The sequence below is a fragment of the Pyxidicoccus sp. M6 genome (assembly GCF_055568925.1).
Genome location: NZ_CM145714.1, coordinates 6,210,855 through 6,232,270 on the forward strand (window position 1 = coordinate 6,210,855; position 21,416 = coordinate 6,232,270).

19 protein-coding genes and 1 pseudogene are annotated in these 21,416 nt (G+C 68.4%); 10 read left to right on the plus strand and 10 right to left on the minus strand.

Features of this window, described 5'->3' with window-relative positions:
- Window positions 1-265 precede the first annotated feature (265 nt).
- The 3 genes from ACVTJA_RS24870 to ACVTJA_RS24880 all read left to right on the plus strand — a co-directional run bounded on the left by ACVTJA_RS24870 (window position 266) and on the right by ACVTJA_RS24880 (window position 4,826).
- A complete protein-coding gene (locus tag ACVTJA_RS24870; protein ID WP_465839718.1) occupies window positions 266-1,495 on the plus strand; it encodes a glycosyltransferase family 4 protein in 1,230 nt (409 codons plus the stop codon).
- A gap of 261 nt (window positions 1,496-1,756) precedes the next feature.
- The gene (locus tag ACVTJA_RS24875; RefSeq protein WP_465839720.1) at window positions 1,757-2,557 is read left to right on the plus strand and encodes an eCIS core domain-containing protein; all 801 of its coding nucleotides are present in this window, start codon (window positions 1,757-1,759) and stop codon (window positions 2,555-2,557) included.
- Window positions 2,558-2,648: 91 nt separating this feature from the next.
- Window positions 2,649-4,826, plus strand: a complete 2,178-nt coding sequence (locus tag ACVTJA_RS24880; protein WP_465839722.1) for a hypothetical protein — start codon at window positions 2,649-2,651, stop codon at window positions 4,824-4,826.
- Between the two features lie 37 nt (window positions 4,827-4,863).
- Here ACVTJA_RS24880 and ACVTJA_RS24885 read toward each other — a convergent pair whose 3' ends face one another.
- The 3 genes and pseudogenes from ACVTJA_RS24885 to ACVTJA_RS24895 all read right to left on the minus strand — a co-directional run bounded on the left by ACVTJA_RS24885 (window position 4,864) and on the right by ACVTJA_RS24895 (window position 7,232).
- Window positions 4,864-6,135 (minus strand): WD40 repeat domain-containing protein, encoded by a 1,272-nt coding sequence (locus ACVTJA_RS24885; RefSeq protein ID WP_465840785.1) that lies wholly within the window; start codon window positions 6,133-6,135, stop codon window positions 4,864-4,866.
- A gap of 69 nt (window positions 6,136-6,204) precedes the next feature.
- A pseudogene (locus tag ACVTJA_RS24890) lies at window positions 6,205-6,333 on the minus strand (hypothetical protein); the annotation flags it as partial.
- A 56-nt stretch (window positions 6,334-6,389) separates the two neighbouring features.
- The gene (locus ACVTJA_RS24895; protein WP_465839723.1) at window positions 6,390-7,232 is read right to left on the minus strand and encodes a class I SAM-dependent methyltransferase; all 843 of its coding nucleotides are present in this window, start codon (window positions 7,230-7,232) and stop codon (window positions 6,390-6,392) included.
- 75 nt (window positions 7,233-7,307) lie between these two features.
- On the opposite strand from ACVTJA_RS24895, the gene ACVTJA_RS24900 reads away from it, so the two are divergent.
- The 3 genes from ACVTJA_RS24900 (at window position 7,308) to ACVTJA_RS24910 (ending at window position 9,297) form a co-directional block, all read left to right on the plus strand.
- The gene (locus ACVTJA_RS24900) at window positions 7,308-7,745 is read left to right on the plus strand and encodes a helix-turn-helix domain-containing protein (protein WP_465839725.1); all 438 of its coding nucleotides are present in this window, start codon (window positions 7,308-7,310) and stop codon (window positions 7,743-7,745) included.
- A gap of 91 nt (window positions 7,746-7,836) precedes the next feature.
- A complete protein-coding gene (locus ACVTJA_RS24905) occupies window positions 7,837-8,730 on the plus strand; it encodes a hypothetical protein (protein ID WP_465839726.1) in 894 nt (297 codons plus the stop codon).
- A gap of 147 nt (window positions 8,731-8,877) precedes the next feature.
- On the plus strand, window positions 8,878-9,297 hold the full coding sequence (locus ACVTJA_RS24910; RefSeq protein WP_465839727.1) for a hypothetical protein: 420 nt from the start codon (window positions 8,878-8,880) through the stop codon (window positions 9,295-9,297).
- An 87-nt stretch (window positions 9,298-9,384) separates the two neighbouring features.
- Here ACVTJA_RS24910 and ACVTJA_RS24915 read toward each other — a convergent pair whose 3' ends face one another.
- From ACVTJA_RS24915 to ACVTJA_RS24925, 3 genes are read right to left on the minus strand one after another with little or no spacing between them, the layout of a single operon-like run.
- The gene (locus tag ACVTJA_RS24915) at window positions 9,385-10,221 is read right to left on the minus strand and encodes a sulfite exporter TauE/SafE family protein (RefSeq protein ID WP_465839728.1); all 837 of its coding nucleotides are present in this window, start codon (window positions 10,219-10,221) and stop codon (window positions 9,385-9,387) included.
- A gap of 27 nt (window positions 10,222-10,248) precedes the next feature.
- Complete coding sequence (locus tag ACVTJA_RS24920) at window positions 10,249-10,575, minus strand: rhodanese-like domain-containing protein (RefSeq protein ID WP_465839729.1); 327 nt, start codon at window positions 10,573-10,575, stop codon at window positions 10,249-10,251.
- Between the two features lie 32 nt (window positions 10,576-10,607).
- A complete protein-coding gene (locus ACVTJA_RS24925) occupies window positions 10,608-11,309 on the minus strand; it encodes an MBL fold metallo-hydrolase (protein WP_465839730.1) in 702 nt (233 codons plus the stop codon).
- A 190-nt stretch (window positions 11,310-11,499) separates the two neighbouring features.
- On the opposite strand from ACVTJA_RS24925, the gene ACVTJA_RS24930 reads away from it, so the two are divergent.
- Window positions 11,500-11,925 (plus strand): YeeE/YedE family protein, encoded by a 426-nt coding sequence (locus ACVTJA_RS24930; RefSeq protein ID WP_465839732.1) that lies wholly within the window; start codon window positions 11,500-11,502, stop codon window positions 11,923-11,925.
- Window positions 11,926-12,002: 77 nt separating this feature from the next.
- A complete protein-coding gene (locus tag ACVTJA_RS24935; protein WP_465839733.1) occupies window positions 12,003-12,398 on the plus strand; it encodes a DUF6691 family protein in 396 nt (131 codons plus the stop codon).
- 119 nt (window positions 12,399-12,517) lie between these two features.
- Here the strand turns inward: ACVTJA_RS24935 and ACVTJA_RS24940 are convergent, their stop codons facing one another.
- The 3 genes from ACVTJA_RS24940 to ACVTJA_RS24950 are packed head-to-tail and all read right to left on the minus strand — an operon-like array spanning window position 12,518 to window position 18,356.
- On the minus strand, window positions 12,518-13,957 hold the full coding sequence (locus ACVTJA_RS24940; protein ID WP_465839734.1) for an efflux transporter outer membrane subunit: 1,440 nt from the start codon (window positions 13,955-13,957) through the stop codon (window positions 12,518-12,520).
- Window positions 13,950-17,093 (minus strand): efflux RND transporter permease subunit, encoded by a 3,144-nt coding sequence (locus ACVTJA_RS24945; RefSeq protein WP_465839736.1) that lies wholly within the window; start codon window positions 17,091-17,093, stop codon window positions 13,950-13,952. The genes ACVTJA_RS24940 and ACVTJA_RS24945 overlap by 8 nt, the downstream gene beginning before the upstream one ends.
- Window positions 17,094-17,120: 27 nt before the next feature.
- Window positions 17,121-18,356, minus strand: coding sequence for an efflux RND transporter periplasmic adaptor subunit (locus tag ACVTJA_RS24950; protein ID WP_465839738.1), 1,236 nt, complete (start codon window positions 18,354-18,356; stop codon window positions 17,121-17,123).
- A gap of 181 nt (window positions 18,357-18,537) precedes the next feature.
- Here ACVTJA_RS24950 and ACVTJA_RS24955 point away from each other — a divergent pair, with 181 nt between their 5' ends.
- Entirely contained in the window at window positions 18,538-19,185 is a 648-nt protein-coding gene (locus ACVTJA_RS24955; RefSeq protein ID WP_465839739.1) for a TetR/AcrR family transcriptional regulator, read from the plus strand.
- Window positions 19,186-19,288: 103 nt separating this feature from the next.
- On the plus strand, window positions 19,289-20,062 hold the full coding sequence (locus ACVTJA_RS24960) for a hypothetical protein (protein WP_465839740.1): 774 nt from the start codon (window positions 19,289-19,291) through the stop codon (window positions 20,060-20,062).
- A 108-nt stretch (window positions 20,063-20,170) separates the two neighbouring features.
- On the opposite strand, the gene ACVTJA_RS24965 is transcribed toward ACVTJA_RS24960, so the two are convergent.
- Window positions 20,171-21,151, minus strand: a complete 981-nt coding sequence (locus ACVTJA_RS24965; protein WP_465839741.1) for an aldo/keto reductase — start codon at window positions 21,149-21,151, stop codon at window positions 20,171-20,173.
- Between the last annotated feature and the right edge of the window lie 265 nt (window positions 21,152-21,416).

A 21,416-nucleotide genomic window follows, 5' to 3' on the forward strand; every position in this document is an offset into this window, starting at 1 on the left:
CCGTGCACGCCCGCTCGGCTCGCAAGTGGTGGCGGGGGCGCTGCCTGCGAACCACCCCAGGCCCGCCCCTCGAAGGCGCCGCGGACATCCTGTTCCGCTCCGCGGGGTAGGGCGCGCTCGCCGCGCGGAGAGATGCGCTCCATCAGGATCCGAGGACTACCCGGGCAGTCCGTAGCTGGATTGCATTGCTAACTTCTTCACCTATTCGAGCGTTCCGTGCTTTGGTAGTTCTACAGTCCTACCGCGTTTGGATAGACCACAAGCCATGAAAGCCGCTCCCTTTCGCCTGGGCATGCTGATCCCAGAGTTCCCCACGCAGACCCATGCCTTTTTCTGGCGGGAAATCACCGCCCTGCGCGCCGCAGGCATCGAGGTGCACATCTTCTCCACCCGGCGCCCGGCGGAGGACTGCCCGCACGAGTGGGCCGAGCGAGCGGCCTCCGAGACCACGTACCTCTACCCGCCGCGACTCTCGTCGGCGCTGGTTTCGCCGCGGGACTTCCCGGGCATGGCCCAGGCCCTCGTGTACGTCTCCAAGCTCTCGGTGGACATGAAGCAGAAGGCGCGGACGCTGGGGGTGCTGGCGTGCGCGGTGGACCTCCTCCACTACGCGCGCGAGCGGAAGCTGGACCATATCCATGGCCACTCCGCCGCGGACGCCGCGCACGTGCTCGCGCTCTGCAGGATCCTCGGCGGCCCGCGCTACAGCTTCACCCTGCACGGTGACCTGCCGGTGTACGGCACGGACCACGCCGCCAAGGCCTGGGATGCCACGTTCGTGGCGGCCGCCGCGCGCCCCATGCAGCGCCAGCTCATCGAGGACGCGGGACTGCCACCGGAGCGGACCTACACCCTGTGGATGGGCGTGGACACCGACCGCTTCCGCCCTCCGGCGCAGCGCGTGGAGTCCCCCCGTGGCCTGCACCTCGTCTCCATCGGGCGGCTGAACCTCTGCAAGGGGCACGTCCATACCTTCGCCGGGATGCGCAAGGCGCTGGACCGGGGACAGCAGGTACACCTCACGTTGGCGGGGCGGGGCCCGCACGAGAAGGAGATCCGCGAGGCCATTGCCCGCTTCGGGCTGGAGAAGCACGTGGACCTGGTGGGGCCGCTCGGAGAATCGGCGATCATCGAGCTGCTGCACCGGGCGGATGCCTGCGTGCTCTCCAGCACTGGCCTCGGCGAGGCCTCTCCCGTCGCGGTCATGGAGGCCATGGCGTGTGGCGTCCCCGCGGTCTGCTCCATCATCGGTGGCACGCCGGACATGATCACCGACGGGACGGATGGACTGCTGGTGGCCCAGGGCGATGAAGAGGGGCTGGCGGAGGCCTTCCTCCGGCTCGGGAAGGACGCCGCTCTGCGCGAGCGGATGGCGCATGCCGCACGCGAACGTGCCGTGCGCTCCTTCGACTACCGCGAGACGAGCCGCCGCCTGCTGGACGCGATCCAGGCCTCTCGCGCGCCCCAGCCTCAGCCTCAGCGTCAGGCTGCGTGAGAAGCTGGGGGCCCGAGCCGGCCTCTACATCCAACGGAACTTCCTCATCCTCAGACGCTGCGCCCTTCTCCTGCGCAGCGTCTGCAGTTGCATTTGATGGAAGTTTCTAGAACCAGCGGACTTGCCGAATCCCTGCTGCGCGCGAGCGCGAGCTTCGACGCGTCTGGAGTCCCCGTTCTCGCTTCTTGAATCCAGAGGAAACTCACGGCACACAGTTGCGGATAACTCCTTACACTCGTTTCCCCCGCGAGGAGTTGTCATATGGCGCCCCCCGTTCGCGTTGAAGGCAGCCGCACCACCGCGTATCGCCCTCCCGAGAAAGATGTCGCGCCCAAGCCCCAGGCAAAGCCTGCCGCGGCGCCCAAGGCCGCCGCTCCCATCAAGGACGAGTTCGTCCTTCCCACCGGCCCCACCGCTGGCAGGGAGGTTCTGAAGACGCTCCAAGGCGCGGTGGCGAAGCTCAGCGGCGACCCGCTCTCCGCCGACCAGAAGAAGGACCTGAAGGGCGTCTTCGGGAACAGCGTGGACCTGGACAAGGTCCGCGTCGTCAAGGGGCCATCGGAGATCTTCGACCATCTGCCCCGCCACGTGCCCGCCGTCACGCTTGGGAACAAGATCGTGGTCAATCCCAAGAACTTCCCGCCCTCGAAGGACCTCCTCGCGCACGAGGCCACGCACGTCTGGCAATACCAGAACCATGGCGCGGACTACGCGGCCAAGGCGCTGGTCGCCCAGAACGCCGGCGATGGCTACGACTGGAAGAAGGGCGTCGGGGAAGGCAAGAAGTGGGGCGACCTCAATCCCGAGCAGCAGGGCCAGCTCATCCAGGACGCCTACGATGCGGGCTACTTCAGCGGCACGCGCCCCATCAAGCTGGGTGGCAAGGATTACACCTCCTTCATTGACGAGTCGGTGAAGCAGCTGCGCGCGGGCAAGGGCGAACCGGACTGGGACGTCTCCAAGGTCAAGGAGAAGGTCAAGGACGTCGTGGACGGCGCGAAAGACGCCGCCGGCGACGCCTGGGACAAGGCGAAGAAGTGGCTTCGCCCGAGGTGGCTCTGACAGGAATTGAAGTACGCGGCCTTGCTCGGAGCCCGCTGCGTGCGTCGCTGTCACGACAGCGGGCTGAGCACAGTGCTTTGATGCTCCGACCATGACCGATGCGCTCCGTCCACAGACCGTGGTCGCCTCCTCGGACATCCTCGACGTCGCAGCGCTGCCCGATGGTGGCTACGCGGCGCTGACCCGGACGGGGATCGAGCTGTTCGATGGCTCACTCGCGCGCCGCGCCTCGATACCGGGCGAGCACACTGGACGGGTGCTCGCGGTAGCGGGGGAGCGCTTCCTCGTTTACGGGGCGCGGCCGTCGTGGCTCTACCTGGGCGAACCCGGCGGCACGCTCGCGAGGGTCGATGTCGGGTTGCTGGAGGCGGTTGCTGTCACCGAGGCTGGATTCCTCGCCGTCGGGAGTGATCGCGTGCTCGTGGAGTACGCCGGTGCCCGGACGGTCGTCTCGCCCGAGGGCCGCTTCGAACACGGCGGAACTGCGTGGCGCGGCGGGGTCGCCGTTGCCGGCCCCGAGGGGCTCGCGATCCTCGCGGCCGACGGCTCGATCGTCGCTCGTTCGACCGAGAAGCTGTTGCAGCGGTATCGGCCGGTCGCGCTCGCGCACGCGATTGCGGTGCCAGACCACGACGGTGTCGTCCTGTTCGACGGCTCGGCGCAGGTGATCGCGCGCATCCCGGAGTGGGCCAGCGCGGACGCGCTGGTCGCATTCGGGGAGGACGTGCTGATGTCTGTCTACGACGAGGACGCGCGCACGACCGAGGTCAGCTCTTGGGATCTCACCGGCGGCGAGCCGAATGAGCGCTGGAGCCGCACGTTCCCCGGCATGTTGCAGACACCGGTGGTCGTGGGGGAGCGCGTCGTGCTCGCGTCCTACGAGACAGCGGCATGGATCCTCGACGGCGAGGGCGAGGAGCTTGCGAGGCTCGAGCTGAGCGCCCTGGTAGACGACGTGGCCGCATTCGCGGGCGGCATCGTGCTGGCCGTGCGCGACTCGCCGGACGTCGTGTGGTGGCATCCCGATGCGCCGCGCCCGCGCCTCGCGCACGACGTGGCGCCGAGCCTCCTGCGCGCCGTGCCGGGCGGAGTCGCGTCTGCCGACGGCAATGTCCTCTACGTGTGGCGCACCGACGTGCAGGGGCCGGAGTTCGCGCCGATCGCATCCGAGCTTCCGATGAACACGCCGATCGTGATCGAGGGGGAACCCGTACAGATTGTCAGCGCCGGGCGGTTCACGCTTCGTGGCATGAGCCTTACCGGTAAGGGTAGGCCGCGGCGCATCCAGCCCGGTGCGAAGTGGCGGCCGCTCACCACACGCGACGAGGCCACTCGGTGGGTCGAGCGGCTCGTCCAGCGCAGGTTCGACGGGCCGTCTGCGCCGGTGCCGCTCGATATCCCGTACGGCGAGCTCCGGACCCGGCTCGGGCAGTTGCCGCTCGCCGAGACCGTCGACCTGCATGGCCGCGCCCTGTTCGCGGCGTCCTCGCTCGAGCCGGAGGTGTGCGCGCGGGTCTCGTGGGTCCGAGGGCTGTTCTTCGAGGAGCTCGCCGCCGCACTCGGCACGTCCGGCCGCGCGCTGCTCGCCGCGGTCAACGCACGCAAGCACAAGCTCGAGCCGCCGCGGCCGATGCCGGCGGGCTACGAGTACCTCGGGACGTTCATGACGTCGGGACAGCTCAACGTGAGCGACCCGTGCTACGTGGGCAAGAAGGTCCATCCTGCGATCCCATTCTCGCTGTCGGTCAAGGTCACCGGCCACGAGGGCGTGTGGCATGCCTTCGTGCGCGGCGGCCGGGAGTCCTCCACCGAAGAGTTGGTGGTGATCCACGACGACGGCTTCGACGTCTACGCGTCCGCGCTCGTCGGAACGATCGGCGTCGATTCGGGCTCCGCCGGCGTCTACGACGTGAAGTGCCCCAAGCGCCAGCCCAACGGGGACCTCTACGAGGGAACGTTCGCGGGGCTCGGTGTGGTTGCCAGCACCGGGTACGGCGACGGCTCGTACGGCGTGTACGTCGGCGAGCACAAGGGGCTCGTCGTCAAGATCCGGCTCCCCTATGTCGCGGACGATCCGGAAGTCGATCGCTCGGTCGCGAAGGTGCCCTCCGCGGCCAGGCCGTACAGCACGTCGGCGAAGTTCGAGGTCGGCGACACGATCGAGCACGCAAAGCTCGGCACCGGCCTGGTGATTCGCGTCCGTGGCGACGGCAAGATCGACGTCCGATTCGCCGATGACACGCGCACGCTCGTGCACGCCAGGAAGTAGCGCGCTCCAGGTCTGCCTGGAGGCACCGGCCTGGTGCTCAGTCTGCTGGTGGCAACGCCAGCAAGCCTTCGATGCCGGTGAGGAGCTTCCGGGCGCTGAGCTCTCCGGTGACCCGCTCCCCGACGCCGTCGGGGTCGCTGTCGACGCCGAGGATGTCCTGGCCACTCCCGATGCCGACGTAGCCCTCGACGACCAGGTCGCCTCCGATGAAGACCTGCACGGCATGGGCTCCGCTCCAGGGCGGAGGCTTCGTGAGCTCGTGCGGCCAGAGGCGCCTGCAGAGTTCCGAGGCGAGACGGGGAGGGTGGACGGCCACCTGCGTCCGCTGGCTGGCTTGGACGAGCGGAGTCGTGATGACCGAATCGATGCGGGCGTCGCCCTGGGCCTTCTCGAGGTCGCCGTTCTGGTGCACCCGGAGCCACAGTCCCGGCCGTTTCTGCAGGCGCAGCATGAGCGGGCTACCCATGCGGGAATGGCTGGCGATGCGCGGCACCGCCACGGCAGGCTCGATGACCGCGTCGCCGACGTCGTGGACGCCGACGTCTCCATTCGAAGTCCCCACCGCGACGAAGCGGTCGTTCGGAGACACGCTCAGGCACGAGATTTCCCACGCGGGCACCTCGCATGGCAGCACCCCGAGCACCCGTCCGCTGCGGTTCGAAATCAGCACCACGCCATCCTGGCCGCCGGTCGCGAGCCATCGCGTGCTCCGGGCCATCGCCAGCAACGGTCCGCAACTGTAGTGACTATGCATCAGGAGCTCGGAGCTCCAGTCATGTCTGCCGGAATCGAGGTCCCACTTGTAGAGGCGCGGCCGGACCGGCTCGTCATCCCGGTTGAGCTGCGATTGCACGGCCACCGCACGGCGCCCGGGAGGCAGCACGAAGCCGTTCCCGAAGGCCACGTCCCGGTCTCCCTTGAGTCGTGCGAGCTCCGCACCTGTCCGCGTGTCGAACCCCACGAGGTCCCACTCGAAGAAGCACCACAATTCCGTCCCGTCGCGGGAGAACGACAGGCCGCAGTAGGGCTCGAAGGTGGAGAGGCCTTTCAGGAGCTGCTTCGGCTCCTCGCCAGGTCTCCAAGACCAGAGCACGCCGCCATCGGCGCCGAAGCCCGCCCAGTACACTCCGCCGTCCGGAGCCACTTCCAGCGCCTTGGCATGAGCCCGCTGGCGTGTGCTCGCGAGCTCCCCGCCGGAGTCGAGCGCGTACACCCGGACGACCTCGTCGTCGAACGTCGCGGCCAGCCGGTCCCCGGATGGGAACAGCCGGACGTGGTTGACGCCCTTCGCGACCTCGACCTTCAACACGGTCCGCGCGGCTTCGACGTCCCACACGCAAACCGTGGAGTCGTTCCAGGCAGCCGAGACGAGTCGTGACGAGTCCGGGGACCAGTCTGCGGCGATGATGCGCGTGGAGTGGCCCGTGAGCGTCGTGCTCGGCCTGTGAAGGCGCCTCTCCCGCGATGACGTGCTCATACATCCAAGAGCTACGCTCCTGGAGCGCATTCCGCAACGTCACCGTGCCTTCCCAGCTCAGGTCTCCGCGGCCTCTTCGGCGCGGACTACGCCCGGGCGCCGATCATCCAGCAGGCAGCGGTGAAGCGGACTTCCGCGCCGTGCACATAGGGCTCGAAAGCGGCGCGGGCCGTTTCGATGACCCGGGTTCGAGTCCCGTCGTCCGCCTCCTGGAGAATCAGGCCGAGAGGACCGAACCGGGTCAGGTAACGGACCAATTCCTTCTCGGGGAAGGTGCAGGCGAAATCGATCGGCCGGATGTCGATGTCGGCCCAGCCGCTCTCCTCCAGGATGCGGTGGACCCGCCGCGAGTCCGCGAAGGCGAACTGCCCCGGCGCGTCGGGCCGGCGGGCGGGGAGGTTCGGCAGGAGCGGTGCCGCGGCGCGCTCGGCCGTCGTCATGAATGGATTCTCCGAAGGACTCCGCCAGGCGATGCACCGCAACCCGGCGCCGTCCCTGGCTGCATGCCTCAGGTTGGCAAACGCCCGGACGGGGTCGTCGAAGAACATCACGCCGAAGCGCGAGATGACCATGTCGAAGCTCGCGGGCTCGAAGACGGGGTCTTGAGCATTGGCGCGGATGAAGTCCGCCGGTATGCCTGCCCGTTCGGCGCGGGCCCGGGCGGCGGTGACCATCGGCTCCGAGATATCGATGCCGGTGCACCGGCCCTGCGCACCGAGCAACCTCGCGACCGCGAGCGTCGTGCTGCCCGTACCGCAGCCGATGTCGAGCACCCGGCGACCCGAGCCGGCGGAGACCGCTTCGACGAGCAGGTCCTCCATCGGCTTGAACATCGCATCGACCAACTCCTGCGCCTCGACCCAGGTGCGGCCGGCGTGGCCATTCCAAAGCTTCGTCTGCTCGTCATCGGTCTGTCGCGGGACACTCATGTTCGTCTCCTTGGGCGTGCTTTCGAGAATCGGAAGCCATACCCTGCCACTTCAAGTCGACTTGAGGTCAAGCGGATGAGAGACCTGGACATCACCGAGGTGGCGAAGCGGTCCGGCGTGCCTGCCTCCACGCTGCGGTTCTATGAGGAGAAGGGGCTCATCACCTCTACAGGCAGGCGAGGCCTGCGCCGCCTGTTCGAGCCCGGGGTGCTGGAACGGCTGGCGCTGATAGCGATGGGGCGCGCCGCCGGCTTCTCGCTCGATGAAATCGCGCGGATGTTCGCGCCGGACGGCCGGGTGCGCATCGACCGACAGGTGCTCGTGGCCAAGGCGGAGGAGCTGGACGAGACGATTCGCAAGCTCAGCGCCATGCGCGACGGCATACGGCACGCCGCCGCCTGCTCCGCGCCGAGCCACATGGAATGCCCCACCTTCCGCCGCCTCCTGCGGGCCGCCGCGTCCGGAGCGATTGGAGAGCGGAGGAAGAAGGCCCCTCAGAAGTTCGACTTGTAGAAGGCCGGCAGCTTCAGACCGAAGGTTTTCGTGTGCAGGGTGAAACTCACGGGCGGCTGGAGTCACTACGCGCATCACCGAGGAGTACGCAATGCGGATGCTGCTGCTGGTTCTGGCAATGACATGTCTCCCCGTGGCTGGTCGGGCCGAGACCTCGGCCAGTTACATCAAATCCAATGCCCATGGATTCAAGAACCTCGAGGTCTCCCCTTCGCTGCTGAGCTCCATCGAGGACAAGAAGCTCATCCTCCTGGGGGAGTCTCACGGAACCAACGAGATGACCGACCATGCCTTCAAGATTGTCGAAGCAATGGCCAGGAACCACGATGTTGCCGTGGGCCTGGAGTTTCCGGTCGACATCCAGGACGAGATTGATTCATTCCTGAAGACCGGTGACGACAAGGTCCTGGCTCCGCTCGAGTTCTTCCGGAATGCCGAATACCACTCCGGACGGGGCAGTGAGGCCATGGTGCGGCTCCTGAGGAGCCTTCGCGCGCTGCCGAAGGTCAAGGTCTTCTGCTTCGACATTCCGAAGGGGCAAGGTGGGAAGGAGGATTTCGCCGCCAGGGACACGAGAATGGCCATGAACATCGTGGGTTTCCTGAAGAAGAATCCAAGCAGCACGGTCATTGCGCTGACGGGCAATCTCCACTCCCGGTTGACGGTCGGCACGCCCTGGGACCCGGACACGAAGAACATGGGCTCGGAGGCGCTGAGGCTCTCGGGCGGAGCTCTCTCGCTCGAGAACTCCCGGAGCATCTACTTCCGTTACGATGAAGGCTCGGCATGGCAATGCCTGGGCGACAGCAACAACAAGGTCGTTTGCGGAAATAACAAGTTCGGCCCTTTGAAGACCGTCTATCGAACGGCTGTGAATCTCGACCGGTACTTTCTCGAGGAGCCTGAAATCACCGATGGTCATTTCAGCGCTGTCTTCATCAAGAAGGTGTCGGCGTCACCGCCATGGAAGTCAGGCCGTCATTAGAGGCATGCCTCGTTCTGGCTCAGGGACGCTGAAGGCGGGGAAAATCGGCAGGACGCGTAGCCAGCTTTTTTCGGGCCTACGTATTCAGGCCGGAATCACTCGATTCCCCATCGCGCGCGCCACCGCGTGCGCCGCCTGCTTCAGCACATGTGTTTCACGTGTGACCGCCAGATCGTCACGTACTACGAGCCCGTCGAGCTGTCGGACGGCGACATCATCGAGTACACCATCGAGCACGGTGTCGCGAGCCCGGACGTCGTGGAGTTCAAGCTGGAGTCCGGTCCGGACGTGACGTGGTGGAAGCAGGTCACCATCATCGGCGGTGGCGAGACGTGGCGCGTGTGGAACCAGGACGGCCACTCGTGGTGCGACTGGCCGAGCCCGTCCACCTCCAACTGCAACACCAACTCGCAGTGGACGAGCATTGTCACCGCCCCGGGCACGCGCTTCGTCTTCAGCAAGGCCAAGGGCATCTTCGCGACCCACGAGGACAAGTACGCCCTCTACGGCCTCTACAACCGGCTCACCGGCGGTGACCGGGTGACCTTCCGCTGGACGCGGGACTGACGCACGGGTGGGTTGTGGTGGCATCGAAGCAGAGGCGGAGTCCGAGCCCATGGGCACTGCGTTGGCATGGAGGTGCGTATTGGCATGTCAGCGTGTGTGCGGCGTGGCGGAGGCCGCGGGTGTTACGGGCTCACCGTCACCCCGCGCCAACGCCTCCCGGTTCTTGAAGAAGATGAAGACGCCCATCACGACGAGGAAGATGGAGAAGGCGCGCTTGAGGACCGCCTGCGAGACATGGTGGGACGCCCAGGTGCCGATGAGGATGCCCGCCACCGCGATGGCCGTGAAGATGCCCAGGTAGAGCCAGGGCACGTCGACGTGGCCGAGGTAGCCGGCGAAGCCCACGAAGGAGTTGAGGGCGATGACGAGCAGGCTGGTGCCCACCGCCTGCTTCATCGGCAGGCCCACCAGGAGCACCAGCGCCGGGACGATGAGGAAACCGCCGCCCACCCCGACGAGTCCCGTGAGTCCACCCACGCCGAGGGCGGCCAGGGCCATGACGGGGAAGGACGCCTTGTGGGGCTCGGGCGCGTGAGCGGTCTGCTGGCGCGCCGCGAGGGCCGCCTCCTTGCGGCCATTGCGGAACATGAAGAAGGCGGCCACGAGCATCACCGTGGCGAAGAGCAGCAACTGCAAGGCGCCCGAGACGAAGGCGGACAGGCGCGCTCCGGCGTAGGTGCCCGCCATGGCCACCGCCCCGAAGAGGAGGGCTGCCCGGAGCTGGACGTTGCCCCTGCGCCAGTGGCCCGCCGCGCCGAAGAGACTGGTGACGCCCACCACGGCCAGTCCCATGGCGATGGACTCCTTGGCCCCGAAGCCCAGGACGTACACGAGGATGGGGACGGTGATGATGGAGCCGCCGCCGCCGAGCAGGCCGAGCGACAGGCCAATGAGTGCGGCGAGGGAGAATCCGATGATGGGCATGGCGTCCTTTCCCGCGCGAATCCGCGCTCAGCCCTGGGGCCGGGCAGCGGGCGTCTCGCGCACGGCGAGCATTCCGCCCGCCAGGTTGTAGAGGTGTGTGAAGCCACGTCGGGCGAGCGCCTGCGCGGCCTTCGCGGAACGTGCACCCGAGCGGCAGATGAGCAGCAGCGGCGCCTCGCGGGCCCAGGAGGCGGAGGCCTCCTCCACCGTGGCCAGCGGGACGAGCTCCGCCCCGGGCAGGTGGCCCAGGGGGCCGGTGTACTCATCCGGCTCGCGCACGTCGATGCGCCGCACCCCGGAGCCGAGCGTGTCGAGCTGCGAGGGCGTGATGTCCTGGTACGGACGGGGAGTCATGTTCGTGCCTCCTTCGGAGCAGGGCAGGGCGCTCAGGCGCCCTGCGGTGAGGGCGCCACGTGTCCGCAGGCGCGGTTGGCGGGGACAGCGACGTCAATCTTCCGGGGCTTGGGAAGGTTGAGGTTCGCCATGATGTGGATGAACTCCTCCCGGCTCTTGCCGGCCACGCGAGGGTTATGCCGCTTCTCCTCGGCGATGCTCGTCGCCGTGCGGCCCTTGTAGTCGTGGCCGGGGTAGACGAGCGTGTCGTCGGGGAGTGTGAAGAGGACGCGGGTGAGGCTGTCGTAGAGCTGGCTCGCGTTCCCGTTCTGGAAGTCGGTGCGGCCGTTGCCGCGCACGAGCAGGGCATCCCCGGTGAAGACGCGGTCGCCGAGCAGGTAGCTGACGCTGTCGTTCGTGTGTCCCGGGGTGGCGAGCACCTGGAAGACGAGCTGCCCGACGCGCATCTCGGCCCCGTGGTGTGCCTGGACGTTGGCGCATGAGGCGCCTCCCACGCCACCCACCACCGTGCACTGCGTGCGCTCGCGCAACACGCCCGACGCGGTGACGTGGTCCGCGTGCACATGGGTGTCGAAGACGTGCGTGAGGGTGAGGCCCAGCTCGCTCACCAGTTGCAGGTCCCGGTCGACCTGCTCCAGCACGGGGTCGATGAGGACGGCCTGGCGCGTGGCCTCATCGCCAATGAGATACGTGTACGTCGAGGACTCTGAATCGAAAAGCTGGCGGAAAATCATGTCGAAGCCTCCTGTCCATGAGAGCCAGGGGGCCGCGAAAAGGATTCAGGGCGTTTTCCAGTCGGACTGGGGCAGGCAGGGGAGCAGGGGATGGCTCTCCAACCTGGGCGCGGGCTCCTGCAGCGCGCCCGCCGCGGAGCCGGAAAACGGAGGGTGAATCCTTCTTCTTGGACCCTGGCTCCAACGGGGCATGACTTCCTCCATCATTCTTCCCCTCCTGGGCGGGGCTCTCATTGGCCTGAGTGCGTCGCTTCTGCTCCTGGCCAATGGCCGGGTGGCCGGCATCAGCGGCGTGGTGGGCTCGCTGCTGGCTCCCGTCCGCGGTGACATCGCCTGGCGCGTGCTCTTCTTCGCCGGGCTGCTCACCGGCGGCCTGCTGCTGGCGTGGTTGCGTCCCGGCTCCTTCGCGGCCCCCTCGTCCCTGAACGCGGGCGGCATTCCGCTGCTGGTGGGGGCCGGACTGCTGGTGGGGTTCGGCTCGCGGCTGGGCAACGGCTGCACCAGCGGACACGGCATCTGCGGCATCAGCCGGGGTTCCGCCCGCTCCATCGCGGCCACGCTCACCTTCATGGCCACCGGCATCCTCACCGTCTTCCTGGTCCGCCACGTCTTCTAGAGAAAGTTCCCATGCGTCCTTCCATCAGTGCGTTCCTCAGCGGCCTCATCTTCGCCTTAGGCCTGGGCCTCGGCGGCATGACGGACCCGGCCAACGTCCTCGGCTTCCTCGACCTCGCGGGTGACTGGGACTACCGGCTCGCGTTCGTGATGGCCGGCGCCATCGCCGTGCACGCGGCGCTTCGTCCGCTCATCCACAGGCGGGAGCGGCCCCTGTTCGCCGCGAAGTTCCCCATGTTCTCCGGCAGCCAGGTGGACCGGAAGCTCCTCGTGGGCGCGGGCCTCTTCGGCGTGGGCTGGGGGCTCGGTGGCTACTGCCCCGGCCCGGCGCTCACTTCGCTGGCCAGCGGTGCCTCGCAGCCGCTCGTCTTCGTGCTCGCCATGTTCGCTGGCATGGGCCTCGCCCACGCGCTGCAAGCGCGGCGGAGCACGAGAGCGGAGACTCCGGGCCTGGGCGCGACGCCTGCTCCGTGATTATCCGGGAGTTCTTCACCCGACCCACCGTGTCACGCGTGGCGTGACGCGGTGGGGCTTCACACCCAGGCCTCTTCGGAGAGACCGAGGCCCTGGGACACGGCCAGGCACGGACCGGTCTACCCGCCCGCGCTGGTGCCCGTGGGTGACTGCGTGCTCGCCAGCCACCCACCACCCAGGGCCTTGTAGAGGCTGACCAGGTTGGACAGGCGCGAGAGTTGCGCGGTGATGAGCGTCTGCTGCGCGCTGTAGAGGTCTCGCTGCGCGGTCAGCAGGTTGATGTAGCTGTCCATGCCTGCCCGGTAGCGCTGCTCGGAGAGCTTGTAGCGCTGTTCCTCCGCGGCCACGCGCTGTGTCTGTGTTTGGAGCTGAGCGTCGAAGGAGTCACGGGCGACGAGCGCATCCGCCACCTCGCGGAACGCCGTCTGGATGGTTTGCTCGTACCGCGCCACCTCGATGGACTTCGACACCTCCGCCACGTCGAGGTTGGCCCGGAGCCGGCCTCCCGCGAAGAGGGGAAGGCGAATCTGCGGGATGAAGCTCCACACGCCCGAGCCGCTTCCGAAGAGGCCGGAGAGCTCATCGCTGGCCGTGCCCAGCGAGCCCGTCAGGGTGATGGACGGGAAGAACGCGGCGCGCGCCGCGCCGATGTTGGCATTGGCCGCCTTGAGCGCGTGCTCTGCCTGGAGGATGTCGGGCCGGCGCTGCAACAGGTCCGACGGCAGCCCCGCAGGCAGCTCCGCGAGCAGGTGCTGGTCGACCAACGATTGCGGCGCGGGGAGCCCCTCAGGCAGGGACCTTCCGATGAGGAGCACCAGCGCGTTCTGTGCCTGCGCCTGCTGACGCTGGTAGAGCTCCAGCGCGAAGCGGCTGGCGTGGACCTGCGTCTCCGCCGTGCGCAGGTCCAGCTCCGACGCCCGGCCCAGCTCGTGACTGCGCCGGGTGATGTCGAAGGACGCCTCCACCGTCTCCAGTGTCTGGCGCGCCAGCTTCACCTGCTCATCGAGCGCGCGCTGCGTGAGGTACGCCTGCGCAACCTCCGCCACGAGCGCCAGGTGCGCGGTGCGCTGGGCCTCGCCCAGGGCCAGGTACTGCTCCAGCGCCTGATTGTTGAGGCTCCGCACGCGGCCGAAGAAGTCCAGCTCGTAGGCCGTCACTCCCACGCCCACGCTGTACGTGCTCGACTCCACCGCCTGTCCCGTGGGGCTCTGGAAGGCGGGCAGCCGCTGAATCGTGTCGCTCGCGGTGGCGTTGACGGTGGGGAACAGGTCCGCGCGCTGGATGCGGTACTGCGCCCGCGCGCGCTCCACGTTCAGCGCGGCGATGCGCAGGCTCCGGTTGTTCTCCAGGGCCAGCGCCACGAGCTGCCGCAGCCGCTCGTCTCCAAAGACATCCTTCCAGCCGAGGTCGGCCGAGTGCGTACCCTGGCCTCCCTCATCCTTGGAGGCCCCTGGGAAGGCCGAGGCGACGGGTGCCTCGGGACGCTGGTACTTCGGAGCGAGCGTGCAGCCCGACAACAGGGCCACGCTCGCGGCGGCCAGCAGGGAATGTCTAACCATGGACGACACCTTCGACGGCGGGTGCCGGCGGCACCACGGTGAGAGGCTTCGAGAATCTGCGAAGGATGACGACGAAGAACACGGGCACGAGGAACACCGCCAGCACCGTGCCGGACACCATGCCTCCGATGACGCCGATGCCGATGGCGTTCTGGCTGCCCGAGCCCGCACCGCTCGCAATCGCCAGCGGCAGCACGCCGAGGATGAACGCGAGCGACGTCATGATGATGGGGCGCAGGCGCATGCGTACCGCCTCCAGCGCAGCGTCCTTCAACGTCCGGCCCTGCTCGTGCAGCTCCTTGGCGAACTCGATGATGAGGATGGCGTTCTTCGCGGACAGGCCAATCGTGGTGAGCAGGCCGACCTGGAAGTACACGTCGTTGTTGAGCCCGCCCAGCAGCGCCGCCAGCAGCGCGCCGAGGACGCCCAGCGGCACCACCAGCATCACCGACACGGGGATGGACCAGCTCTCGTACAGCGCCGCCAGGCACAGGAACACGACGAGCAGCGACAGCGCATAGAGCGCCGGGGCCTGCGAGCCCGACAGCCGCTCCTCGTAGGACATGCCCGTCCACTCGTAGCCGATGCCCGGCGGGAGCTTCTGGACGAGCTCCTCCAGGGCCTTCATCGCCTCGCCGGAGCTGTGGCCCGGCGCGGCCTCGCCGAGAATCTCCGCCGAGGGCAGGCCGTTGAAGCGCTCCAGCTTCGGCGAGCCATACGTCCACTCGCCGGTGGCGAAGGCGGAGAAGGGCACCATCTCCCCGAGCGCGTTGCGCACGTACCAGCGGTCGATGTCCTCCGGCTGCATGCGGAACGGCGCGTCCGCCTGCATGTAGACCTTCTTCACGCGGCCCCGGTCGATGAAGTCATTCACGTACGCGCCGCCCCATGCCGTGGACAGCGTGCTGTTGATGTCCCCCAGCGACAGTCGCAGCGCCGCCGCCTTCTCCTGGTCGATGTGCACGCGGTACTGCGGCGCATCGTCGAGTCCGTTGGGGCGCACCTTCGTCAGCGCCGGGTGCTGCGAGGCCATGCCGAGGAGCTGGTTGCGCGCCGCGATGAGCGCCTCGTGGCCCAGCCCGCCCCGGTCCTGGAGCTGCAAATCGAAGCCCGTCGCGTTGCCGAGCTCCTGCACCGCCGGAGGCACGAAGGCGAACACCATGCCCTCCTTGAGCCGGGAGAACGCGCCCATGGCCCGGCCCGCCACCGCCTTCGCCTTGAGCGCGGGAGACTTCCGCTCGCCCCAGTCCTTGAGCTTCACGAAGGCGATGCCCGCGTTCTGCCCACGGCCGCCGAAGTTGAAGCCGGCGATGGCCATCACGGACTCGACGGCGTCCTTCTCCCCATTCACGTAGTGGTCCGTCACCTTCTGGAGCACCGCGGTGGTCCGCTCCAGCGTGGCGTTGGGCGGCAATTGCACCTGCGTGAGGAGCATTCCCTGGTCCTCGTCCGGGAGGAACGCGGAGGGCAGGCGGACGAGCAGCACGCTCATCACCGCGACGAACACGGCGTACACGAGCATCGACCGGCCCGTGCGGCCCAGCAGCTTCGCGACGAGCCCCTGGTACCGGGTGCTGGTGCGCTCGTAGCCGCGATTGAAGGCGCCGAAGAAGCCGCGCTGTCCGTGGCCATGGGCGCCGGGCTTGAGCAGCGTGGCGCACAGCGCGGGTGTCAGCGTCATGGCGACGATGACGGACAGCACCATGGACGAGACGATGGTGATGGAGAACTGCCGGTAGATGACGCCCACCGAGCCGCCGAAGAAGGCCATGGGAACGAACACGGCGGACAGCACCGACGTCACGCCGACGAGCGCGCCGGTAATCTGCCCCATGGACTTGCGGGTGGCCTCCTTCGGAGGCAGGCCGTCCTCGCTCATGACGCGCTCGACGTTCTCCACCACGACGATGGCGTCGTCCACGAGCAGGCCGATGGCCAGCACCATGCCGAACATCGTCAGCGTGTTGATGCTGTAGCCGGCCGCCGCGAGCACGCCGAAGGTGCCCAGCAGCACCACCGGCGCGGCGATGGTGGGAATCAGCGTCGCGCGGAAGTTCTGCAGGAACAGGTACATCACCAGGAACACGAGGAGGATGGCCTCGAAGAGCGTCTTCACCACCTCTTCAATCGACAGCCGCACGAAGGGCGTGGTGTCCATGGGGTAGGTGACCTGCATCCCCGCCGGGAAGAACCTGGCCAGCTCGTCGATGCGCGCGCGCACCGCCGTGGCCGTGTCCAGCGCGTTGGCGCCGGTGGCCAGCTTGATGCCCAGCGCCGTGGCGGGCTTGCCGTTGTAGAAGCTGTTGCTCTCGAAGGATTCGCCCGTCAGCTCCACGCGCGCCACGTCGCGCAGCCGCACCTGCGAGCCGTCCGGGTTGACGCGCAGGAGGATGGCGCGGAACTGCTCCGGCGTCTGGAGGCGGCTCTGCGCCGTCACGGTGGCGTTGAGCTGCTGGCCCTCCACGGAGGGCGCGCCGCCGAGCTGGCCCGCGGAGATTTGCGCATTCTGCGCCTGGATGGCGGCGCTCACGTCGGCGGGGGTGAGCTTGTAGCTGGTGAGCCTGTCCGGGTTGAGCCAGATGCGCATGGCGTACTGGCCGCCGAAGAGCTGCACCTCGCCCACGCCGGGCACGCGGCTGAGCGGGTCCTGGACGCTGGACGCGACGTAGTCGCTCAAGTCGTTGCGGCTCATGCTCCCGTCGGTGGAGATGAAGCCGACAATCATCAGGAAGTTGCTGACCGCCTTGTTGACGCGCAGGCCCTGCTTTTGAACTTCCAGCGGGAGCAGGGCGGTGGCCGTCTGCAGCTTGTTCTGCACCTGCACCTGGGCGATGTCCGGGTCCGTGCCCGCCTCGAAGGTGAGGTTGATGGTGACGTTGCCCGCCGAGTCGCTCGACGAGGCCATGTAGCGCAGGTGGTCGAGCCCGTTCATCTTCTGCTCGATGACCTGCGTGACGGTGTCCTCGAGCGTCTGCGCCGAGGCACCGGGGTAGAAGGCGCCGATGCTCACAATCGGCGGAGCGATGGCGGGGTACTGGGCGACGGGCAGGCCCAGAATCGCGAGCGCGCCTCCCAGCATGATGATGATGGCGATGACCCACGCGAAGATGGGGCGGTCGATGAAGAATCGGGCCACTGAGGTTTCCTCGGAGGTGCCGGGCGCTCAGCGCGCGGATTGGGTGCCGGGGGAGCTCGCGGCGGGCACCGCGCGCACCTCGCTGCCGGGCCGCACCTTCTGCAGGCCCTCGACGATGACCCGGTCTCCCGCGGTCAGCCCTGCCGTCACGAGCCACTTGTCACCGACGCTCCGGTCCGCCACGAGCGTGCGCGGCTCGGCCTTGTTCGCCGCGCCCACGACGAGCGCCGTCGCCTGGCCGCGGGAGTCCCGCGTGACGGCCGCCTGGGGAACGAGGAGCGCATCCGGGTCCACGCCCTCCTCGAGCCGCGCGCGGACGAACATGCCCGGCAGGAGCAATTGCTTCGGGTTGGGCACGAGGACGCGCAGGGTGATGGAGCCGGTGGACGGGTCCACCGTCACGTCGGAGAACTGCAGCGTGCCCGGCTCGAGGCACGCGGTGCCGTCCTCCAGGAGGAGCTTCACCTGCGCGTGCGTGGCGTCCGCGCGCCGCAGCCGCCCGGCCTCCAGCTCGCGCTGGAGTCGCAGCACCTCGGTGCTCGACTCGGAGACGTCCACGTAGAGCGGGTCCAATTGCTGCACGGTGGCCATGAGGGTGGCCTGTGCCTGCTGGACGTAGGCGCCCTCCGTCACGCTCGCGCGGCCGATGCGGCCGGACACGGGGGCGGTGACGCGCGTGTAGCCCAGGTTGAGCTGCGCCGTCTGCACGGCCGCCTTCGCCGAGGCGACGTCCGCCTGGGACACCTTCTGCGCCGCGGTGGCGTTCTCGTACTCCTGCTGGCTGATGGCGCGCGCCGCGAGCAGCTCCGTCGCGCGCTGCGCCAGGAGGCGGTTCTGCTCCAGGCTCGCCTCGGCCCGGGCCAGTGTGGCCTTCGCGCTGTCGAGCGCGGCTTGATAGGGCAGGGGGTCTATCTGGAAGAGGGCCTGCCCCTCCTTCACGTCGCTGCCCTCGGTGAAGAGCCGCTTGAGGATGATGCCGCTGACGCGAGCTCGCACCTCGGCCACGCGGTACGCGGACGTCCGTCCCGGCAGCTCCTTCGCGAGCGTCACCGGTGACGGATTCACCTGCACCACGCCCACCTCGACGGGGCCCTGCGGGCCCATGGGGCCTGCACCGGCCGGTGCGCCGGACTTGTTGCCACACGCCGTCAGCAGCAGGGCCCCGAGGGCCGTGGCCCGCAGGCCTCCGACATAGGGGCCGCGGAAGGGCCGGCGGGGGCTTCCCCGCCCGGCGGCTCTCTGGACTCTGGATTCTGTCTTCACCCTGCCTCCATCGGGCTCACGGCCTGCGGCCGGCCCTCGAATGGGTCGCCTGAACTGAACGGTTCAGTTCAGGCTGGTGGATGAGTACTGTCGCGGCTATTGTTCGTCAAGACTGAACGGTTCAGTTCAGTAGCGCCGTGGGGGTGGCGGGCGGGGCCGGGACAGGCGAGAAGGGTGGAGCATGCCGAAGGCACCGACAGAGCTATCGCCGGCCAAGCGGGCGCAGATCCTCAAGGGCGCGTCCGAGGTCTTCAACGAGCTCGGCTTCGAGCGGGCCAGCGTGGACGCGATTGCCGCGCGCGCGGGCGTCTCGAAGGCCACCGTCTACAACCACTTCCAGGACAAGCAGGCGCTGTTCCTCGCGTGCTTCACCGAGGAGAGCCGCGCCCTGGACGAGCACCTGCGCCACGTGCTGGACACGCCGACGGGTGATTTGGAGAAGGACCTCACCCAGATTGGCGAGGCCCTGCTGGGGCTCATCCTGTCGCCCGCCGTCCTCAAGCGGCACCGCGTCTTCACGTCGCAGGTGGACCACTTCCCGGAGCTGGGCGCGGCGCTGTTCGAGCACGGCCCCCGGGCCACGCAGTTGCGGATGACGAAGTACCTGGAGCGGGCCGCCGCCAACGGGGAGCTGGTGCTGGACGACCCCGCGCTGGCCGCGCAGGACTTCTTCGCCCTGTGCCACGGTGACCTGACGCTGCGCGCGCAGCTCGGCGTGCTCAAGGACTCCACGCACGCGCAGCGGCGCGCGCGTGTCGCCCGCGCGGTGCGCCTCTTCCTTCGCCTCTACCGGCCGGAGCCGGGCAGGGAACGGATTGCTGGGCGCTGATTCGCGGTCCCGCTGATGTGTGCCCGTTGAAAAGGGCCCGATATGCGGCCTGGGGCTGGGAGTTACCTTGGGTGTGGTTCGCTCGCATCCGGGAGGACACCCCATGCGTCGTGCAGCCCTGGCTCTTCTTCTGTTCCTCTCCGCCTGCGCCCATGGCCCCGCGCAGCGCTCCGGCCCCAGCGTCGTCCTGGCTCCGGCGGAGCTGGCTCGCCAGTCGGGCCTGGAGCCCTGGGCCATCTCCATGCCCTTCGACAAGGGCCAGGATGGCACGGAGCTGGTGCTGAAGTTCCTGGACCGCGCCGAGGCCTCCGGCGCCCACTTCGTCAGTGACGTGCAGGTGGTCTTCATGGCCGAGGAGGACGGCCAGCCGCTGGAGTGCCGCACGCGCCTGGTGCCCCCGGGCACCGCCAGGGACCTCCAGAAGGGCATTCGCACCGCGAAGGCGGACACGCGGCCGGCGCTGACGCTGGTGATGCGGCCTGTCTCCACCGTCCAGTTCTCCTGTGGGGAGACGCAGGTGGCACGCCTTCAGACCCAGGCCTACACGGACTCCGTTCCGACGCCGACGACGCGCACCAACGCGAGGACGAGCGGGCATCCCTTCAACACCGTCACCCAGTGCGGCTACCAGCCCGTGACGCGGCTGCTCACGCGCTACGCCTTCGAGGACGCCGTCAATTACGTGCCGCCCGAGCTGTCCCGCATCCAGCAGGTCCGCCCGACGCTGCATATCGAGGAGACCGGGGCGGAGTGCCTGCCCCGGCTGCCGTCCGCCCCGGCCGTCAACCGCATCGAGGCCATCGCCTACGGCGGCTCGGGCCCGAGGGCCGCGATGCAGGCCACTCCCGACGTCCTCCCGGTCCGCCTGGACCTCTGATGTCTTCGAAGCGCGGACGCCGTTTCCCGCGCTCGTGTCGCAGGCGCCGATGTCTTCAGCGCCCGAGCGCCCCGCTCCGCGGCTTCCGGCACGGGGCGCCCGCTTGCGTCACATGCCACGCACCTCGTGGGGCTTGTAGGGCGCCTCGAGCGCCTTCAGCTCCTCGGGAGTCAGTTTGAGGTCGACCGCGCGCACCGCGTCCTCCAGATGCTCAGGCTTCGTAGCGCCGATGATGGGTGCCGTCACAGTGGGGCGTGACAGCAGCCACGCCAGCGCAACCTGGGCAGGAGGCACGTTGCGCGCGGTGGCCACCTTCTGGGTCGCCTCCACCACCTCCCAGTCTCCGGGCTGGTCATAGAGCTGGCCGGAGAACGTGTCCGACTTCGCGCGCGCCGTCGTCTCGCGGTCCGTCAGCGACTTGCGCGAGCCCGCGAGCAGGCCGCGCGCCAGCGGGGACCAGGGGATGACGCCGATGCCCTCGGACTCGCACAGGGGCAGCATCTCCCGCTCCTCCTCGCGGTAGACGAGGTTGTAGTGGCCCTGCATGGACACGAAGCGCGACCAGCCATTCAGGTCCGCCACGCCCAGCGCCCGCGCGAACTGCCACGCGTACGCGGACGAGGCGCCCAGGTAGCGCACCTTCCCCTGGCGCACGAGCTGGTCCAGCGCGGACAGCGTCTCCTCCAGCGGCGTGTTCGGGTCCATGCGGTGGATCTGGTAGAGGTCGATGGCCTCCACGCCCAGTCGCTTCAGGCTCGCCTCGCAGCCCTGGATGATGTGCTTGCGCGACAGGCCGCGCATGTTCTGCCCGTCACCCATGGGGAAGTAGACCTTGGTGGCGATGACCACCTCGTCCAGGCGAGCGTAGCGGCGCAGGGCTCGGCCGGTGACTTCCTCGCTGACGCCCACCGAGTACATGTCCGCGGTGTCGAAGAAGTTGATGCCCAGTTCCACCGCGCGGCGGAAGAACGGCTGCGCGGACTCCTCGTCCAGCACCCATGGGCGCCAGGTGGGCGTGCCGTAGCTCATGCAGCCCAGGCAGATGCGGGACACCCGAAGGCCGGTGCGGCCCAGGTTGGTGTACTTCATCGGTTCAATCCTCCGTCGTGCTGGAAAATCCGGAGCGCTCGGGCACCCCGGTTCATGGAGCGCTCGCGTCATACCCCGTGTGGGTGGGTCTTTCGTGAACGGGTGTCTTTTCTGAATGCCCAGATTCCGCTAAACGTAAGGGGAATCCGAGGGGGACGCTGGACGAAGTCGTCGTGCGCGCGTCCCCGGATTTGCGGGTGGGGTGCGCGTCGCGAACCTCCGTTTGCGGTGTCCTCCCGGGAAGGCCCCCCCCGGGACACACGAC

Excerpts from the sequence above, each read along its gene's own strand:
- ACVTJA_RS24955 (WP_465839739.1), top strand. The coding sequence starts at position 18,538 with ATGCCGAAGGCACCGACAGAGCTATCGCCGGCCAAGCGGGCGCAGATC.
- ACVTJA_RS24880 (WP_465839722.1), top strand. The coding sequence starts at position 2,649 with ATGACCGATGCGCTCCGTCCACAGACCGTGGTCGCCTCCTCGGACATC.
- ACVTJA_RS24960 (WP_465839740.1), top strand. The coding sequence starts at position 19,289 with ATGCGTCGTGCAGCCCTGGCTCTTCTTCTGTTCCTCTCCGCCTGCGCC.
- ACVTJA_RS24930 (WP_465839732.1), top strand. The coding sequence starts at position 11,500 with ATGACTTCCTCCATCATTCTTCCCCTCCTGGGCGGGGCTCTCATTGGC.
- ACVTJA_RS24965 (WP_465839741.1), bottom strand. The coding sequence starts at position 21,151 with ATGAAGTACACCAACCTGGGCCGCACCGGCCTTCGGGTGTCCCGCATC.
- ACVTJA_RS24920 (WP_465839729.1), bottom strand. The coding sequence starts at position 10,575 with ATGACTCCCCGTCCGTACCAGGACATCACGCCCTCGCAGCTCGACACG.
- ACVTJA_RS24875 (WP_465839720.1), top strand. The coding sequence starts at position 1,757 with ATGGCGCCCCCCGTTCGCGTTGAAGGCAGCCGCACCACCGCGTATCGC.
- ACVTJA_RS24925 (WP_465839730.1), bottom strand. The coding sequence starts at position 11,309 with ATGATTTTCCGCCAGCTTTTCGATTCAGAGTCCTCGACGTACACGTAT.
- ACVTJA_RS24935 (WP_465839733.1), top strand. The coding sequence starts at position 12,003 with ATGACGGACCCGGCCAACGTCCTCGGCTTCCTCGACCTCGCGGGTGAC.
- ACVTJA_RS24870 (WP_465839718.1), top strand. The coding sequence starts at position 266 with ATGAAAGCCGCTCCCTTTCGCCTGGGCATGCTGATCCCAGAGTTCCCC.
- ACVTJA_RS24900 (WP_465839725.1), top strand. The coding sequence starts at position 7,308 with ATGAGAGACCTGGACATCACCGAGGTGGCGAAGCGGTCCGGCGTGCCT.
- ACVTJA_RS24915 (WP_465839728.1), bottom strand. The coding sequence starts at position 10,221 with ATGCCCATCATCGGATTCTCCCTCGCCGCACTCATTGGCCTGTCGCTC.
- ACVTJA_RS24895 (WP_465839723.1), bottom strand. The coding sequence starts at position 7,232 with ATGAGTGTCCCGCGACAGACCGATGACGAGCAGACGAAGCTTTGGAAT.
- ACVTJA_RS24940 (WP_465839734.1), bottom strand. The coding sequence starts at position 13,957 with ATGGTTAGACATTCCCTGCTGGCCGCCGCGAGCGTGGCCCTGTTGTCG.
- ACVTJA_RS24910 (WP_465839727.1), top strand. The coding sequence starts at position 8,878 with ATGTGTTTCACGTGTGACCGCCAGATCGTCACGTACTACGAGCCCGTC.
- ACVTJA_RS24905 (WP_465839726.1), top strand. The coding sequence starts at position 7,837 with ATGCGGATGCTGCTGCTGGTTCTGGCAATGACATGTCTCCCCGTGGCT.